Here is a 17,505-nt window from a genome sequence, read left to right on the forward strand (position 1 = left end):
GCAAATTAGGGTACTCTGCACCACATGGAAGGAGATCTACTGGCTATTGAAACATCGGGATCCCATGCCTCCATGGCACTTTGGAAGGGAGGACAATTCTCCGGGGAAAGATCATGGACGGCAGAACGCCATCATTCGTCCAGCATCTTCCCGCATTTGAAGACACTTCTCGGCATGCCGGGCGAATTGAGGATTTCTACCATCGTCGTGGGAGCAGGTCCCGGATCATACGGAGGAATCCGCGTTGCGTTGGCTGCAGCAGACGGCATTTCCCTGATCCACGGAAGCCGGGTCGTTTCCCTGTGTTCCTGGGAAGCCATCCCCGCCGAGGGCAAATCCGACTATCGAGTCATCTCCGACGCCCGACGCAACGGATGGGCCGTCGCCACTTTCCGCAATCGCCGCCTACAGGGCGAGATTGCCATCATGGACACCGAGGAATTGAAATTAGCCCTTCCCGGCTGGCGGTCTCAGGGGGAAACCGTCTATTCTCCGGAGGATCCCGACGTCACGGCAACCCTGGATTTCCCGGATATCTCCTCTGCACAAATCCCTTCCGCCCGCATTCTCGGTGAAGCATGGTTCAACCGGAACGACCAGGAACGCGTCGCCCTGCTGGAACACGCTCCGGCTCCCATTTATGTACGGCCTCCTCATATTACCGCCGCCAAACGTCCGGCATGGGCGACCCGGCAGTAGTTAAGGCTTGACTTCTGTTCTCTCATTATACTTTTATGCAGCCGCAAACAGGGAACTCCGCAAATTCCTAAAAACTATGAATGACAACAACACAACTGATGCACCCGTATATGCCAAGGGGCTGAAAGGCGTTATTGCCAACGAATCGTCTTTGAGCGACGTACGTGGCGAAGAAGGCCGTCTGCTCTATTTGGGATATGATATTGAAGATTTGGTTGAGTTATGCCATTTCGAGGAAATCATTTTCCTGCTTCTCAACAAACGCCTTCCGAACAAGGATGAACTGAAGCATGTCTGCCAGCGCCTGCGCAGTGACCGGGAACTCCCGCAACCTATTCTGGACTTCTTCAAAGCAGCTACCAAGTCCGCGCGTCCCATGTCCGCCCTCAGAACAGCCGTATCCATGCTCGGCATGTACGACGACCGCACTAAAGATCCATCCCAGGTTAAAGAAATCGGACTCAGCCTGATCGCTAAAATCCCTGTCATGGTCGCCTACTACCATCGCGTCTGCGCCGGGCTCGACCTGCCACCCGTGCGCGAGGATCTTGACGAAGCTTCCCACTTCCTCTGGCTTCTCAAAGGCACGGAACCGGATCCCGACGAAGCCCGCACGCTTGATGTCGCCTACATCCTGCATGCCGACCACGGAATGAATGCCTCCACCTTCGCCGCGCGCGTCTGTATCTCCACCCTTTCGGACATGTATTCCGCCATCACCTCCGCCATCGGTACCCTCAAGGGGCCCTTGCACGGAGGAGCCAATGAGGGCGTCATCGAAATGCTCAAGGAAATCGGTGAAGAAGCCAATGTCGAAAGCTACATCACAAAGAAACTCGCCAACAAGGAAAAGATCATGGGCATGGGCCATCGCGTGTACCGAACCCTTGATCCTCGCGCTCCCCACCTGCGCCGCATGGCTATCCGCCTGACAGAAAAAATCGGCGAGCCCAAATGGATCCGCATGTCGGAAAAAATCGCCAAAATCATTCGCGAGCGCAAAGGCTTAAATGCCAACGTCGACTTTTATTCCGCCACGGTTTACTATAGCATCGGCGTTCCAACGAAACTTTTTACAGCTATTTTTGCGATTGCGCGCGTCGCCGGCTGGGTGGCCCAGGTTCTGGAACAACTGGAAGACAACCGCATCTACCGTCCGTTGACCGCGTACGTCGGCCCCAAGGTACCGATTCCCGTCCCGACCATCGACATGCGCTAAAAAAACACGGTTTCTTACGCCTCGGGCGTATCCAAACACGGTTTTTATCCGATTAACGCTCCGGCAGGAAGTACCCTTCCCCGGAGCGTTTCCGGTTTCCACGACATTCCCCTAGCTCTTATCCACGCAAGGCACGCATACCCTCGTACAGCACAATCGCCACGGAAGTGGAAAGATTCAAACTCCGGGAACCCTCGCCCGGCATCGGAATAGTCAACGCACGAGCGGCATTTTCATGCAGGAGGCTTTCCGGGAGGCCTTTGGATTCAGGCCCGAATATAAAATAATCCCCCCGTTGGAAACCGGCGTCCCAATACAATGTCTTCGCCTTGGTAGACAAATACCAAAACCGGGAACCCGGCTCTGCGGACCGGATCAATTCCTCCAGAGAATCCCATACGCACAGATCGACCTTCGCCCAGTAATCCAGACCCGTCCGCCGGATGTGTTTTTCATCCAGGCTAAAACCGAGCGGCTTGATTAAATGGAGCCTGGAACCGGTAGCCAGAGCCAGGCGTCCGGCAGCTCCCGTATTGTGCGGGATCTCCGGATGGAACAGGACAAGATGAAAGGCAGGTGTCATGGATCGGGGAGAATTATGCCCCCAAATACACCATGAAAGCAAGTGGGACTTGAGCCTATCCCCGATCTCGGCTAATCTGACAAGGCATGAAGGACATCGTTTACTTTGACTTGGAAACGCGCCACTCTGCCGCCGAAGTAGGAGGCTGGCATAATACCGCGGAAATGCGCATGTCCGTCGGAGTCACCTACTCCACCCTGCTGGACGAATACAAGATCTATCGCGAAGAAGAAGTCATGGAACTCATCGACCAGCTCCGCAAGGCAGACCTCGTCGTCGGCTACAACCACCTCCATTTCGACTATGGTGTCCTCCAACGCTACGATATGTGGAGCATGGCCGACACGACCCGCAACCTCGACCTCTGCAAGGACATCGAAGACCGTTACGGATTCCGGCTCAAGCTCGACTCAATTGCCGGAGCTTCACTCGGCAACTCCAAAACAGCCGTCGGAACCCAGGCGCTCAAATGGTGGGCGGAATACGCCAAAACCGGCAATGAGGATCTTCTCATGGAAATCGCAAAATACTGCTGTTTTGACGTCAAAGTCACTCGCGACGTCCATCGCTACGGAATTGAACACGGCCACGTCAAGTACGACGACAAAAAAGGAGGCATCGCCGAAATCGCCGTCGATTGGGCTCGCTGAACAAATGGAGCGGACATGAGGAATCTGCCCGGAGCAACTTTCGCCTTACCGTCTGTTGAAGCGGGAGACTTCCCGTTGAGCTTCGCGCATTTCTACACGAGCCTTAAGGTCGTAGCGCTGATCCTGATGTGTTTTGCCCTTGCCGACGCCAAGTTCCAACTTAACCTTGCCTGATTTCCAGTACAAGCGCAGAGCCGGGAGGGAACAGCCCTTCTGGGCGAGAAATTGTTCCAGCTTGAAGATTTCCCTTTTGTGCATGAGGAGACGGCGAGGGCGTTTGGCTTCATGCTGGAAGAAAGCGCCGGCCGTCTCCCAAGGTTGAATATCACACCCGTACAACAGAAGCTGCCCTCGTTCCACTCGGGCAAAGGAATCGGACAAATTGACCTTGCCGGCGCGGATGGATTTAACCTCCGTACCCTTCAATTCGATGCCGCATTCATGCTTCTCCAGAATTTCAAAATCCCGGCGAGCTTTTTTATTGGTGGAAATTTCGGAACTTGTCTTCTTGTCTTTCATGGGGAGAGGAAAAAAGCCTCTACTTGTCAAAGAGGAGGCTTGTTGATCACCTCGGAGGAAGCAAGGGAGGCTGCCTCCGGTTTGTTTCTCGTTGTCCGACGAATTACCAGGCCACGCGGACTATCCCACTTGCTCGGTTTCTTCGTACACCAGCTTGCCTTCGATGATTTCAGTCAGGGCAATATCGGCGGCGCCCATGTGCGGAGTGGTCGGGATCAAGGGAGCACGGCCTTTATTCAACTGATCAACACGCTTGGAAACAATGTTGACCAAAATCTGGGAATCCTTAATTATCTTGGCGGCTTTCTCTACCAGTTCTACTTTCATGAGACGTGTCTATAAGGGGCTACCCTCTTAATCGGGCAAGCTATATAAAACAATCCCGCATCCGTTGGCAAGCCCCTAATTGCTTGAATGTGACATGAATTTCTGTCAAATATCCTGTTTCACCGTCTGCATACGGTGTTTTTCCTTTTCATCGGGCTCTAAAAAACGCTCAATAGATTCCGTACATGAACTGGTTCAAGACAGACGACGTCCGCATCACCGATATCGAACCGCTTATCTCCCCGGCAATCCTCATCAAGGACTATCCGGCGACACCGGCGATCACTCAAATGATCTCGGAAGCGCGCAAGACGGCAGATGACATTATCGAAGGCAAGGATGACAGATTGCTCGTCATCGTTGGCCCCTGCTCCATCCATGATCCGGAAGCTGCAGTCGAATATGCAACCCGCCTCCATGAACAAATGACGCGATTTAAAGACGAGTTGTCCATCGTCATGCGCGTCTATTTTGAAAAACCGCGTACCACCGTAGGCTGGAAAGGCCTGATCAACGACCCCTTCCTCAACGAATCCTACGACATCAACCGCGGCCTGCACATGGCTCGCGGCCTCCTGCTCCGCATCGCCGACCTCGGCGTACCCGCCGCTACGGAATTCCTCGACACGATCACACCGCAGTACATTGCCGACCTGATCACGTGGGGGGCTATCGGAGCTCGTACGACGGAAAGCCAGGTCCACCGCGAACTGGCCTCCGGACTGTCCATGCCCGTCGGATTCAAGAACGGAACGAGCGGTTGCCTGCAAATCGCCATCGACGCGATCATTTCTGCATCTTGTCCGCACTGTTTCCTTTCCGTGACCAAGCAGGGAGTGTCCGCCATCGTATCCACCGCCGGCAATAAATCCTGCCACCTCATCCTCCGCGGTTCTACGGAAGGACCAAACTACTCACCGGAACACATCCGCGAAGCGACCGAAAAACTCCGCAAGGCCGGTATCGAAAACCGCATTATGGTTGATCTTTCCCATGGCAACAGCAAGAAGGATTATCGCAACCAGCCCGTCGTCGCCGAAGAAATCGCCAATCAAATCGCAAACGGCAATCCGGAGATCTGTTCGGTCATGATCGAAAGCTTTCTTGTCGAGGGCGCCCAAAAGATCAGCTGCGATATGGAATACGGGAAAAGCGTCACCGACCAGTGCATTAACTGGGATACCACGGTGAATGTACTCGAAGTCCTCGCCGACGCCGTTAAAAAGCGCCGCGAAGTCCTCAAAAAGGCCTGAGACAGGCTCCCGTCACGACTTCCAGCAATCCCCAGCAGCCCGTTCCGGGTTTGCCGGGGATTGTTCTTTCACACACCTTTCTTATCCCCCCACAGGGTCATGTGCAGGCGGTCGGAAAAACGGAATCCCCTCCGAATGCACAATTCCGCCACATTGCGCCGGACTCCTTCCAGACATGCCAGACTGCCGGCCTGAGGCATCACAATGACTCGGGAACGCTCCACACCGCATGTCTCTATGAGAAACTCGACATCCTTGATATCACGCTCGGATTCGACGACGAATTTAAACCACGATTTTTCTCCGGCCTCATTGGCGAACCATGATAATACCGCCGGATTCAATGACCGAGCATTACCCGCATGCGCCAATTTGGGCGATACGTTGAACTGTGAAATCCGGCGAGCAACCGCCGCATCGGGTATGATGGTTCCATTGGTTTCCACCTCCATCATATGGTTCGGGAGAAGCTCCAGAAAATCAGGCAATTCCTTCTGTTGAACCAGAGGTTCCCCTCCCGTCAGAACAAGACGGCGGCATGGAAAGCGAAGCACAAGTTCGGCAACATCGCACGGCTCCATTTCCACGGCACGGACACTGCCGTCCCATGAATAAGCCGTATCGCACCACGAGCAGGCAAGGTTGCAGCCGGCCAGGCGGACAAAGACGGCAGGCATACCGATGGATGCCCCTTCTCCTTGTAGAGAGTGAAAAACCTCGGGGACATTATTTAATCGTGCCAACTTCATGGATGCGTGTTATAGGGGGATTCATGAGCGTTATTACCAAAAGAGGAGACGATGGTCAAACCGACCTCATGTTCGGCAAGAGAAGTTCCAAGACAGCCCCCCGTATTGAAACGTACGGAACAGTGGATGAACTCAATGCCGTCCTGGGGGTCGTCCGCCATTCGGGCATCTCCACAGCGACCACCGACATACTCGACGGCGTCCAGCAACGCCTCGTCGGGCTCATGGGAGAGTTGGCCACATTGGAAGAAGACCTTCCCAAATACGATGAAAAAGGCTACGCCCGCATCAAGCCGGAAGATGTCACCTGGGTGGAATCAACCTCCAAGAATCTGGAAAAAGACTGTGATATCCGTTTTAAGGGTTGGGCTCGTCCCGGCAAGGAAGGCAACTCAGGTTCCGCCCATCTGGACTGGGCTCGCACCGTTTGCCGACGAGCGGAACGCCGCGTCGTCGGCCTCAGGATGAGCGGAGATCTGAGCAATGTCGATTCGGCTCTTTTCCTCAACCGCCTTTCGGATCTTCTCTGGATTCTGGCAAGATTCGAAGCCCTGTCATCCACGGAACTCCAAGCGTAAAGCCCACCCGCCGTCATCGTGGCAGGATGCGGGGAAATCCTGCCACACGACTCCAGGCCATGGCATCAAGGCAGGCGTCCAGTGCATAGGCATCTTCGGAGAGCTGAGGCCACATTCCAGCCTCCCGCAACCCTTTGCGGGCAATATCCGCTGCTTTTTTCTCCCGCATTTGAGTCGGAACAGCAGCAAAAGTGAGGAATGCCCAGGTAAAAACGGCCAGGGAAGAAACCAGCATGACGTCCGCACGCTTTGTAAAAATAAGGGCCAGGGCAATCAAAGCCACAAAAAACGGGATCATTCTGGAACGGTTAATAGACTGGGTACGGTTTTTGTCGCCGGAGGGATCTTCTTCCGCCATTATGGCAAGGGCCCATGTATGGGCGACGCAGGCCATGCGCCCGGTTGTAACTTTTTCTTCCCACTGAACGGGTAAAACCATGCTGCCATCCTTGCCGTTGTAGGAGGGATGGCGCCCGGGGACAATCTGGCGCTGCTTCCTCCCCACACCGTCCAGGCGGTGAACCAGGCCGACCGGGCCGGGGAATCCAGGCAAAGGACGTTCCCCATACGAAAACAAGGGACTCCTGGCCTTGCCGTAGCGCAAGGACATCAACACCAGAAAAACAATTCCGCTCAGCAGCAAGAAGAATACCTGCAACATGTGCTCTTGCATGCCATAGACACGGCAACTCGTCAACCCGCGCTAACGCCATGCTTGCTCAGCCATACGTTTACCGTTATCATAGGGGGCAAGGACAATACGCCTATGTGCAGCTTTTGCGACGACGATGAAAAACCCGCCAATACGTCCCAACTCAAGGAGTGGGCTGCGGAAATGCTCCGTCTTTTGGACGACGGCACCAGGGAGCTCCGTCCCGTCCGCGCCACGGGACGCAATCTGGCCCGCAACTTCTGGGGCAGGCAATGGATGAAACACCTTGCCCTTAGCGAGACCTACGGCATGCGCCTGGCTCCCGGCAGAACTTATCTGCGGTGCGGATGCGTTCTGGATCTCCGCATCGGAAAAGGTTCTATCGAAGCGATTGTAGCAGGAGAAAGCGCCTACGAAGTTACCATCGGCATCCGCCCGCTCGACGCCGATGAAATCGAAAAGCTCAGGGAAGCATGCGCAGGACGCCTGTCCTCGTGGATCGACCTGCTGAAAGGAGAAATCGGGCCAGAACTTCTTACAATCCTCTGCGACCCCGATTCGGGAATTCTCCCCAATCCCGAAGACTGGAAAATGTCCTGCACCTGTCCCGACTGGGCCGATATGTGCAAACACGCGGCGGCGGCCCTGTATGCCCTCGGCGTTCTTCTGGACGATACTCCAGAGCTCTTATTTACCCTGCGGGGAATCCGCCCGGAAAATCTGCTGCCCACTTCATCTCCGGAAAGTATGATACCGGATTCGGAAACCGGAAAAAACCGACTGAAAGGCAAGGATTTGTCATCGTTGTTCGGAATCGACCTTGGGTAAGTCTCCGAAATCAGCCTTCCTCCCTTTTGCGAAACTCCCCGACAGGTTCTTCATGAACGGGATCCGGAAGTTCGTCAAGAATGGCATTGGCCCGTACAAGGGCGGCATCGATATTGGAGCAGATATTATAGCTCTTCAGACGGCGATAGAACGGAGCATGACGGATGACATCCAAAGGCTGTGTCTGGACACCGCACAGAAGGAGGACGATTCGCCTTTCCCGGCAACGCTGGAAGAAGTCTCCGAGCACATTCAGTCCCGTTGCATCAAGAGCCGGAACAAGCCTCATGCGGAGGATGACAATTTTGATGTCGTGATCAAGGGAACCCAGTACCTGTTCCTTGAATTGATCGACTGCGCCGAAGAAGAAAGGCCCCTGGATATCGAACACCTCCACTTGAGGCGGCACCGTCTTCTTTTCAATGGAACGTGAATCATCCTCGGGATCATCGGCACCAAAGGTAATCTGTCCCGTAATCGGGCAGACATTGCTGATCTGGGCCATGCGGCCGATAAAGAGCAAAGCGGCCAGAACCACCCCCACTTCCACGGCAACGACCAAATCCACCAGCACGGTCAAAGCAAACGTGATCACCAGAACGGCTGCATCGGGCCGCGGGCCGCGGGCCAGGCGGGCAAATACATGAATCTCGCTCATATTGTAGCAGACCACGGACAAAATACCCGCCAATACCGCAAAGGGAATCATCTTGGCGTATTGGGAAAACGCCATGAGGATCGCCAGAAGAACCAGGGCATGGATCATACCGGCAACAGGAGTCTTCGCTCCCGATTTGACATTAGTAGCCGTACGGGCAATCGCTCCCGTTGCGGGAATACCCATGAAGAGAGCGGAACCGATGTTGCCAATTCCCTGAGCCACTAGTTCCGCATTAGGTTTATGACGAGTACTGGTCATTCCGTCCGCAACGGATGCGCTCAGCAATGATTCAATAGCCGCCAGCAAGGCAATTGTAAACGCCGGCATCACGAGCCCCTGCAGGGACGCCCATTCCATGGAAGGAAGAGAAGGCATGGGCAGGGCATTGGGAAGACTGGGAAAACGATCCCCGATCGTCTCAACCGGCAGGGAACATACGAGCGACACACCGGTCATAACAAGCATCGCTATCAACATCGCCGGTAATTTGGAACTCAGCCGCTTGCAAATAAGGATCACCGCTACCGTACCGACGCATAGAGCCAAAGCCGCCCAATTGACCGTACCGGCATATTGCAGGTAGCATGCCCACTTTTCAATGAAACCGCCGGGAATTTCCCCGGGAATACTCAGTCCCAGCATATCCTTAACCTGGGTTGAGAAAATCACCATGGCAATCCCGGACGTAAAACCGGTCGTCACCGGAAATGGAATGAACCGGATCAAAGCTCCCATGCGGCATACTCCCATGATGATCAGGAAAACACCGGCCATCAGCGTGCAGATCAGCAACCCGCCAACTCCGTAACTGGCTACAATTCCCATGATGATGACGACAAAGGCGCCCGTAGGCCCGCCAATCTGGAAACGGCTTCCCCCGAACAGGGAAATCAGGAACCCCGCGACAATGGCAGTAATCAAACCCTTGGCAGGGTCCATGCCGCAAGCAATGGCGAATGCCATCGCCAGGGGCAGTGCGACAACGCCAACGGTCAGACCGGCAAAAAGATCGGCAAGAAACGTCTTCTTGTCATAGGTCTTGAGACAGGAGAGAATAACAGGCTTAAGCATTGCAGGAAAAAGTAAAAAAAACGCGGAGGCGGCAAATTAGACCGCCCCCGCATTTCCTTCAAGTCATAAATCCGGGAGGAAACCGAAAAAATTCGATGCTCAGGCAAATTTCTGTTCCCAATAAGCAATCCTGCGTGCCGTATGCTCAGGATTGGGAGCTCCCGGGTTCTTTCTCAGGGAAAAGGCACGCTCCAATTGGAAGACATCGCGGGCATCGGTTCCATACGCTTCGGAAATGGACGCGAACTGTTCGTCGGTCAACCGGTTCAGGGGCGTTCCGGAAGCAACGCTCATGGCCACGGCTTTGCCGACCAATTCGTGGGCTTGACGAAAAGGCACTCCCTTGCGGACAAGGTAGTCGGCCAAATCGGTTGCCAGCAGCATCGGATCGGAAGCAGCCTGCATGGCACGTTCACGGTTGAAGATGAGTCCGGAGACCATTTCGGCGTTGACGTCCAAGGCCAGTTCTACCGTATCGATCGAATCGAAAAGGGGTTCCTTGTCTTCCTGCAGGTCCCGGTTATACGTCAGAGGAAGCCCCTTGACGGCCACCATGACAGAGGTCAGGTTCCCGTAGAGGCGTCCCGTTTTACCGCGAGTCAGTTCACACACATCAGGATTCTTTTTCTGCGGCATGAGGGAAGAGCCGGTCGTATGGGCATCATCCAAGGTAATGAAGCCGAACTCGGACGAACACCAGAGGATCATATCCTCGCTCATGCGGGATAGATGCGTGCCGATTAGGGCCAAGTCAAAAAGGAATTCCATGATATAGTCCCTGTCGGCAATGGCATCCATGGAATTTTGGGTCACGCCGTTAAAGCCGAGCTCCTGAGCAATCGATTCACGGTCAAGGCAGATCGTCGATCCGGCAATAGCACCGGAACCGAGAGGGGAAACATTCAGGCGTTCACGGCAGGACTCCAGACGTTCCACATCGCGGTCAAACATTTCTACATAGGCAAGCAAATGGTGACCAAATGTAACGGGCTGGGCACGCTGAAGATGGGTATAGCCGGGCATCATGTCATCGGCATATTCACGGGCTTTGGCCAGCAGAGCCCGTTGCAAGCCGCGTACCTTGCCGATAACGGACGTTACGGCATCGCGACAGTAAAGGCGCGTATCCGTGGCAACCTGATCATTGCGGGAACGGGCGGTATGCAGCTTGGCGCCGGGAGCTCCGATGCGGCGGGTCAACTCGCTCTCAATGTTCATGTGAACATCTTCAAGCTCCTGGCTCCACGTAAAATGACCCGCTTCGATATCAGACAAAATCCCTTCCAGCCCGGATTGAATCGCGGCAAATTCATCCTCCGTCAGCAATCCGGCCTCCAACTGGGCTCGGGCATGAGCAATGGATCCGGCAATATCATGCCTGTACAATCTCCAATCATAGGATACGGATTCTCCATAGCGGAGAACTAAATCGGCGGTGGGTTGAGAAAATCGGCCTTTCCACATAACGAAACGATTTGTGCCGTAAATCCGCTCCATGTGAAAGACAAAAAACGCACCCCATCAGAAGACGGCCACTGAGTACCCCTCTTCTATCAACCTTTCATCGCTCTACCTCAGGAAATGTACAAGGAAACATATCAGCATAATCGGTAACAATGTTATTAAATCTTGACACAAAATATACCATATTTATCATTTTTTAATGACTAGTGTTTCCTCAATTTTGCGAGTGAAGAAGTCCGCGTGTGGAAATCGGCAGAAGGAACGAAAACCATTAAAGGAAAAATGATTTCCGTTGATGGAGAAACAATTACAATAGATATTGGCGGAGAGAAAAAACTCGTCTCAAATATTTCAGTCAAGAGGATCAAAAGTGGGTAGTTGAGCAAAAAAAAAAATTATTATACTAACAACTCCTGAAAATTTAGATCCATCCTCATTCCAAAAGCCAAAATTTCACTTACCTCCAAATCCTGTTATTCGTCCAAGTGGATAGTATGGACAATTTTCGACTGATGGGAAATTTTTTGCGACGATACTTGATTCCGATGCCAGCGTTATTGATACGACAACTGGTTCAACCATTTGTTAAATCAAAAACAAATATTTAGTGCCACAAAATTTCGCATGACGGCAAATATCTCGCCTTTAGTTTTTTAAGTGAAATCAAATCAGAAAAAACTAACATAATCGACATTAATTCATACGAATTAATCCGCCAAATAGAAAATTACGGTAGACGGATTATTTTTTAACCAACAGAACAGCAGATATATTTAGACTCAGGGAGTGGCATATTCGATATTTCTCAAATTTATTAATCTGAAAATCAATTATCAACTATATCAACTGATAATAAATTAAAAAATTATTCAAAAAAAACGTATCTCTTCCACTACATGATACGCACGACCGTCAAAAAATAGAAATCCATGAAAAAGAGTCTATCCTTCATTCTTATTATCGCGGGCAGCCTCATTGGAGGCGGAGTCTTGTTATTTCCAGAGAGAATCAATGCCTGTCTGGATACAAAAATATCTGTTTCCAACGGATCCTCCGTGTCTGCCTTTGCCACATTGAATGGGCAAGCCCGACAAGATGTTGATGACCAAAAGTTTTCTGTCCGAGCAGATCGATTCAATATCAAGGCAGAACTCCCCTTTATCATTACCTTGGCTGATCTATTTCCTGAAGGAACGGATATCAGAAATTTTTCACTAACCTCTGTCACTCTGCTTTGCCGAGATGACAACAATATCAAACCGGAAGACGAGAAGAATAAGCTTACACTGGAAATCAATGGAAGCCAATCCATGAGTGACTTGGGAACAACCAACTTTTTGAAAGCTCAGTTCGGCACTATTTTCTTTCCATTTACACAGCCCATTGATCTATCGAAAGTCAAAGAACTCATCTGTGTGCTCCCCTACAATACCGGGCTTTCCGTATTTCAGCCTACCGAAAACGCAAAGCTGCTTGGTAATGAATCTATTTCTTACGACAAGATCTGGTATCCCATCGTCCGCTTACATGGTACAGTGCCATCACCATTGGCTCCCCTGCGCATTCCTCTCATGGTGGTGGGAGCCCTCCTTTTTCTTGTGGGAGCGGGCACACTTTTTTCTTCCCGGAAAAAAGTTCAAAGCATTGTCGGAGTCCAGAGTACGGAGAGCGCGTATGCATACAATGCTCAAGAATTGTATATCCAGTTTGACGATATCATCTCTGGCCCCTTCACTACGGAGGATCTGAGCCAGATGCTCGAACAAAAGCAAATCACAGACAAAACCCCTGTCTGCTCTCCTCTGGATCAATCGTGGAGTCAGATCGAAAAACGCTTGAAAAAGTAATATCAGCTAATCTATATTAACATTTTACATGTCTACGACCATGCAACAGTTTTATGTCATCCTTCGGGATCAGGAATATGGCCCCTTCAGCTACGCGCACATTCAACTCCTCGTCAAGGAAGGGAAAATCGGCGATACAACACCCTGCCGTAGTGAACACATGACGGGGTATCTGCCCTATAAACTCCTCCGACAGGCCGAGTGCTTTACAGTGAGTGGCAAGCCGAAGAAGAAAAAGTCGCTCAAGTTGCTTGCCATCCCTCTTCTCTGCCTCTGTATTGGAGCTGGCGTCTGGTACTACACCCAGGATCGCACTCTTGACAATTATACAGCTCTGTTTCAAAAGAAAGCCAACGAGGCTCAAGAAGCCTCCGACAAGGAATTCTGGATTTCGATGGCAAAGGCTACTCAGAAAGCCGATACGATCGATAATATTGATTTCCTTCTCGTCGGATCCAAATACGACATCCCCCTGCTCTGTGCTGCTGCTGACAAAGGTGCATCCAAGCTCATCCGATACCTCGTCAACCACGGTGCCTCCGTAGACATACGTGATCAAAGTCAAAAAACGCCTCTGCGCATCGCTGCCAGAAAGGGTTCACTGGCCGCCGTCACGGAACTAGTCAATGCCAAGGCCGACCTCAATGCCACGGACAAGCAAGGCAGAACGCCTCTGATGGGTGCCGCGTGGATGGGGCATAAGAATATCGTCGACTTACTACTGAAACAGGGAGCCAAAATCGATGATAAAGATAAAATCGGGCAAACAGCCCTCGCATGGGCAGCGGAAGGCGGCAAATTGGACATCGTCGTACAACTTATTCAAGCCGGAGCCCAAGTGGACAACACATGGGGAAGACGTTCCCCGATCACTTTGGCGTACGGCAACAAGCACATGGTGATCGTCGCAAAATTGTTGAAAGCTAATCCCAATGTCGAATCATCCACCAATATTCTTCAGATAGCTATTAATGAGACCGATCTTCCCCTCGCCAGGCTGGCCATTGAACACGGGGCTACCGTCAACGACAAGCTCTGGAGCCTTGCACTGAATAATGGTCACCCAGAATTGGTCGAGCTCATGATGCAACATGGAGCCAACCCGGTCAGGGAAGTCCAATCATTCTATGGGACGCCCCCCCCCATCGATATTGTTATTAAATCCGGTAATCTGGACACCGTCAAAATGCTCCTGAGAAAAGGTGCCGTCTTTACAGCGGACAGTTTGTCCGCCGCAATCAGTAGCGACAGCAAGGACATTGCCCAGATCATCATCGACAAAGGCATCAGCCCCACATCTATCAAGCAGGATAAACTCCTCAAGATGACCATCCGTCATGCGACGGCAGGCCTTGCCGAACTCCTCATCAAGAATGGATTAGAACTAGACACACGCAACCATAGTCAGGAAACCCCGTTGATGTTAGCCATCTACGAGGGCAGGACGAGCCTGGTCAAACTCTTCCTGGAACAAGGAGCCAAGGCTGACGATGTCGATAACAACGGGTTGACTCCTCTGATGATTGCTGCTTATAAGGGTAATAAGGACATCTATGATCTTGTACGGAAAGCCAGCAAAAACCTGTCCGCCAAAGATCAAAAAGGACGCTCCGTCTTGCGATGGGCGGCCAAGGGCAGAAACATCGATATCGTCCGCGATGCCATCATTATCCCCAGAGTCTCCGTAAATGAGAAAGACACGGTAGATGGAGAAACTCCGCTCATGTCGGCAGCCAACAACGGCAACGCCGATATCGTCAAGCTCCTGCTGGATAACGGCGCCAATGTCAACATCAAGGGCAACAATGGAGAAACAGCACTCCTGTGGGCTGCGCAAACCTGGTCAAACACCCACTACTCACACAAAAATTACCGTTCAGTTATTGAGCAGTTAATCAGCAAGGGTGCCGATACCAAAGCAGAAAATAAAAATGGAGAAACCGCCCTCACCCTTATCATGAAAAAGGATAAAACATACGAGAAATCTGCAATCGAAGCTGTGTGTGAATTGCTTCAGAAATAAGCATCAGAGTCTTCCTTGCTATCCGTTAAGGATAACTCAAAGATCATATACGAAAAACTGGCTACCTACGCGTTCCGTAAATAGCCAGTTTTTCTATTCGTGATTGTTCTAGATCCTTATAACATTATTGTTGAACCGGGGTCATACGGAACAGAGTTACTCCGTGAGGATTGATTTCCACCGTAATCTTCCCTTGGGCAGAGCCAACATCCTGGCGCTTCCACAGGTCGCGAATCTGTTGTGGGCCTTTCATACCCAGAGCTTCCAGATCGACGGTGCAGTTGGCCTTCTCGTTGCCAGTGTTGAAAAATCCGGCGGCCAGCGAGCCATCAGACAATTCCTTCGTCCATACCTGAAACGGCCCTTCGCTCCATGCTTTTACAGCCGGCTTGGCTGCAACATCCTGGTTGACGGCAATGACTTCGTCGTTCGTCAACAAGCCCATCGTGAAGTCGTCGATGTTCTCCAGATCGCACGATATAATAAGAGGTGCGGACAAAAGGCACCACAGAGACACCTGCAAATATTCCTCATCGGGAGTCAGTCCCGTTTGTTTAAACGTCACATTGGGGCGGTTGGGCTGACCGATTTTCCCAATCTGGAGCATGTCCGGATCATTCCAATGGCCGGGTCGCGTATATTTCTGCCACTTGTCCTGGGAAAAACCAATCCGGGAAATACTCCCCCAATTGTCCTGGATATCACCGGTCGTCCTCCAGAGGTTGGAGTGAACGCTAAGTCCTTCCATGTTTTCAAACGGAGCGGCATTGGAAAGACTCAGGACAATGTCGCGCCCGGAAGCTCTCAGATCCTTGTCGATACGTTTCGTTGTCGGCACGTCGTTGGGATTCCAGTCTACTTTTACGTAATCGAATCCCCATCGGGCCCACTGTTTGGCATCTTTGTCGAACATCCATACCGGTCCCACACGATCCACCTTTTGCTTGTGCAAACCGGGATAACGACCAAAGATCTGTCCTTCCTGCAACCAGTCTTTCTCCGGAAGGGCAAGTCCCGTAAAGTCCGCCTTGGCGTTGGGAGCGCTCCCTCCGGTAAATCCGGCATAAGTACCCATCCACGGGGAAGAATAGATGCCGACTTTCAGACCCAAACCATGCAAAGTGTCGCACATGGCCTTCATGTCACGGAATTTTTTATTGGGTTGGATCGCAAACAAATCCCCCCCTCGCCGACCTTGCCAGCAGTCGTCGATATTCACATAACTCCAACCGTGTTCAACAAGCCCCTTATCATGGAACAACCGGGCTACTTTTTCAATGGCATCCTGGCTAACCGCTTCACTGTATGAATACCAGCTATTCCATCCCATAGGAGGAGTCAGACAAAGGTCTTCCCCGACCTTAATAGTCACCGTACCTTCAGTACGCCCGGCAGCATTCTCAGCTACAATACGGACAGGATAGGACCCCGCTCGCGCCACCCTTCCGGATATTACACCGGATTCGCTTATTTTCAATCCATTAGGCAATCCATGAGCTACAATTTTCATGGGACGTTCTCCGGAAACGGCAACCTTATACAACATCTCGGATCCCGGCCTTGCTCCATACACTTTGGCACCATTCAAAGAAGGAGCCGCAGCAATAGGAGGAGAGAGACGCTGCCCAGAAACGGGAGCCGGGTAAACGGAGGGAAATTGCCCCTCCTGGCCATGGGCCATGCCAAGGGCGGTCGTTACAAGGATAAGGGGTGTCAATTTGGTTTTCATGAGGGGAATCTCGAATGCGTTTTTCCTGGGCATAGATTGCTCTTCTACGAGTTGCAAAGTACGGAATTTACGGGAGTCTGTCCCGGCCCATTTCAAAAAAAAAGCTTGTTATGCGTCACCAATTTTCATACAAGCCCGGCCATGCCTTTCAGAATCATAGCTTTATGCGTATTTCTGACGACATTCTGTTTTGCTGATGCGATTACTGATATTCGTCCCGCCATCCACGAAACCGCAAACAAATACGCGGTGGATCCGGTCCTGATGGAAGCTATCATCAGATTTGAAACCAACCATGGGAAATCCAATGCCTACCGCAAAAAAAACAATGTGGCCGGCATTATGGACGGTCGTGGACTGAAACGCTTCCACGACATTGACGAAAGCATCGACTCCCTCGGATACATCCTCAAAGTGTATCAACAAAAGGGGCTTGTCAGTATTGCCAGGATCAGCCGTCGATACGCTCCCAACGTCAGCAGCAAGTGGACATCGCACGTTACCGGACTCATGAAAATGATCGAACGCGGAAAATGGGGTGATGTCAATAGCATGCCCCTGCCCAATTCCAGACAGGAACTCGCAGCCAAAGGCCGGGACGAAGAATAATTGCCTTCGCCTCCTCCCCGGACATATTTTCTTTCCGGGAATCT

Annotated in this window: 17 protein-coding genes; 9 read left to right on the forward strand and 8 right to left on the reverse strand. The window is 51.8% G+C overall.

The window, feature by feature from the left end; all coding sequences use genetic code 11:
* The first annotated feature begins 24 nt into the window (after positions 1 to 24).
* Both tsaB and QET93_RS12890 read left to right on the forward strand, forming a co-directional pair.
* The gene (gene tsaB / locus QET93_RS12885) at positions 25 to 699 is read left to right on the forward strand and encodes a tRNA (adenosine(37)-N6)-threonylcarbamoyltransferase complex dimerization subunit type 1 TsaB (RefSeq protein WP_280132504.1); all 675 of its coding nucleotides are present in this window, start codon (positions 25 to 27) and stop codon (positions 697 to 699) included.
* A gap of 76 nt (positions 700 to 775) precedes the next feature.
* A complete protein-coding gene (locus tag QET93_RS12890) occupies positions 776 to 1,918 on the forward strand; it encodes a citrate/2-methylcitrate synthase (RefSeq protein ID WP_280127485.1) in 1,143 nt (380 codons plus the stop codon).
* A gap of 118 nt (positions 1,919 to 2,036) precedes the next feature.
* Here the strand turns inward: QET93_RS12890 and QET93_RS12895 are convergent, their stop codons facing one another.
* Positions 2,037 to 2,501 carry a tRNA (cytidine(34)-2'-O)-methyltransferase gene (locus QET93_RS12895; protein ID WP_280132505.1) on the reverse strand — a complete coding sequence of 155 codons (465 nt, stop codon included), beginning with the start codon at positions 2,499 to 2,501 and terminating at the stop codon, positions 2,037 to 2,039.
* 86 nt (positions 2,502 to 2,587) lie between these two features.
* Between QET93_RS12895 and QET93_RS12900 the strand changes: the two genes are divergently transcribed.
* Complete coding sequence (locus QET93_RS12900; RefSeq protein WP_280132506.1) at positions 2,588 to 3,151, forward strand: ribonuclease H-like domain-containing protein; 564 nt, start codon at positions 2,588 to 2,590, stop codon at positions 3,149 to 3,151.
* Positions 3,152 to 3,196: 45 nt separating this feature from the next.
* Here the strand turns inward: QET93_RS12900 and smpB are convergent, their stop codons facing one another.
* Together smpB and QET93_RS12910 are read right to left on the reverse strand one after the other, a co-directional pair.
* On the reverse strand, positions 3,197 to 3,670 hold the full coding sequence (gene smpB / locus QET93_RS12905; protein WP_280127488.1) for an SsrA-binding protein SmpB: 474 nt from the start codon (positions 3,668 to 3,670) through the stop codon (positions 3,197 to 3,199).
* A 120-nt stretch (positions 3,671 to 3,790) separates the two neighbouring features.
* The gene (locus tag QET93_RS12910) at positions 3,791 to 3,997 is read right to left on the reverse strand and encodes a DNA-directed RNA polymerase subunit omega (RefSeq protein ID WP_280127489.1); all 207 of its coding nucleotides are present in this window, start codon (positions 3,995 to 3,997) and stop codon (positions 3,791 to 3,793) included.
* A 185-nt stretch (positions 3,998 to 4,182) separates the two neighbouring features.
* Here QET93_RS12910 and QET93_RS12915 point away from each other — a divergent pair, with 185 nt between their 5' ends.
* Positions 4,183 to 5,250 carry a 3-deoxy-7-phosphoheptulonate synthase gene (locus tag QET93_RS12915; protein ID WP_280127490.1) on the forward strand — a complete coding sequence of 356 codons (1,068 nt, stop codon included), beginning with the start codon at positions 4,183 to 4,185 and terminating at the stop codon, positions 5,248 to 5,250.
* A gap of 68 nt (positions 5,251 to 5,318) precedes the next feature.
* On the opposite strand, the gene QET93_RS12920 is transcribed toward QET93_RS12915, so the two are convergent.
* Positions 5,319 to 5,999: a 7-carboxy-7-deazaguanine synthase QueE gene (locus tag QET93_RS12920; RefSeq protein ID WP_280127491.1), complete on the reverse strand. Its 681-nt coding sequence runs from the start codon at positions 5,997 to 5,999 to the stop codon at positions 5,319 to 5,321.
* A gap of 23 nt (positions 6,000 to 6,022) precedes the next feature.
* Between QET93_RS12920 and QET93_RS12925 the strand changes: the two genes are divergently transcribed.
* Positions 6,023 to 6,577, forward strand: coding sequence for a cob(I)yrinic acid a,c-diamide adenosyltransferase (locus tag QET93_RS12925; protein ID WP_280127492.1), 555 nt, complete (start codon positions 6,023 to 6,025; stop codon positions 6,575 to 6,577).
* A gap of 13 nt (positions 6,578 to 6,590) precedes the next feature.
* On the opposite strand, the gene QET93_RS12930 is transcribed toward QET93_RS12925, so the two are convergent.
* Positions 6,591 to 7,238: a hypothetical protein gene (locus tag QET93_RS12930; protein WP_322190018.1), complete on the reverse strand. Its 648-nt coding sequence runs from the start codon at positions 7,236 to 7,238 to the stop codon at positions 6,591 to 6,593.
* A 105-nt stretch (positions 7,239 to 7,343) separates the two neighbouring features.
* Between QET93_RS12930 and QET93_RS12935 the strand changes: the two genes are divergently transcribed.
* Positions 7,344 to 8,057, forward strand: a complete 714-nt coding sequence (locus tag QET93_RS12935; RefSeq protein ID WP_280132508.1) for an SWIM zinc finger family protein — start codon at positions 7,344 to 7,346, stop codon at positions 8,055 to 8,057.
* Positions 8,058 to 8,067: 10 nt separating this feature from the next.
* Here QET93_RS12935 and QET93_RS12940 read toward each other — a convergent pair whose 3' ends face one another.
* Both QET93_RS12940 and argH read right to left on the reverse strand, forming a co-directional pair.
* Positions 8,068 to 9,789: a SulP family inorganic anion transporter gene (locus tag QET93_RS12940; protein WP_280127495.1), complete on the reverse strand. Its 1,722-nt coding sequence runs from the start codon at positions 9,787 to 9,789 to the stop codon at positions 8,068 to 8,070.
* A gap of 99 nt (positions 9,790 to 9,888) precedes the next feature.
* Positions 9,889 to 11,286, reverse strand: a complete 1,398-nt coding sequence (gene argH / locus QET93_RS12945) for an argininosuccinate lyase (RefSeq protein WP_280132509.1) — start codon at positions 11,284 to 11,286, stop codon at positions 9,889 to 9,891.
* A gap of 896 nt (positions 11,287 to 12,182) precedes the next feature.
* On the opposite strand from argH, the gene QET93_RS12950 reads away from it, so the two are divergent.
* On the forward strand, positions 12,183 to 13,100 hold the full coding sequence (locus tag QET93_RS12950; RefSeq protein WP_280132510.1) for a hypothetical protein: 918 nt from the start codon (positions 12,183 to 12,185) through the stop codon (positions 13,098 to 13,100).
* Between the two features lie 28 nt (positions 13,101 to 13,128).
* Positions 13,129 to 15,123, forward strand: a complete 1,995-nt coding sequence (locus QET93_RS12955; RefSeq protein WP_322190019.1) for an ankyrin repeat domain-containing protein — start codon at positions 13,129 to 13,131, stop codon at positions 15,121 to 15,123.
* Positions 15,124 to 15,247: 124 nt separating this feature from the next.
* Here the strand turns inward: QET93_RS12955 and QET93_RS12960 are convergent, their stop codons facing one another.
* Entirely contained in the window at positions 15,248 to 16,852 is a 1,605-nt protein-coding gene (locus QET93_RS12960) for a glycoside hydrolase family 27 protein (protein WP_280132512.1), read from the reverse strand.
* A gap of 141 nt (positions 16,853 to 16,993) precedes the next feature.
* Here QET93_RS12960 and QET93_RS12965 point away from each other — a divergent pair, with 141 nt between their 5' ends.
* A complete protein-coding gene (locus QET93_RS12965) occupies positions 16,994 to 17,461 on the forward strand; it encodes a glucosaminidase domain-containing protein (RefSeq protein WP_280127498.1) in 468 nt (155 codons plus the stop codon).
* Positions 17,462 to 17,505: the final 44 nt, after the last annotated feature.

Origin of the sequence: Akkermansia sp. N21116, from assembly GCF_029854705.2 — a bacterium.
Classification (GTDB): domain Bacteria; phylum Verrucomicrobiota; class Verrucomicrobiia; order Verrucomicrobiales; family Akkermansiaceae; genus Akkermansia.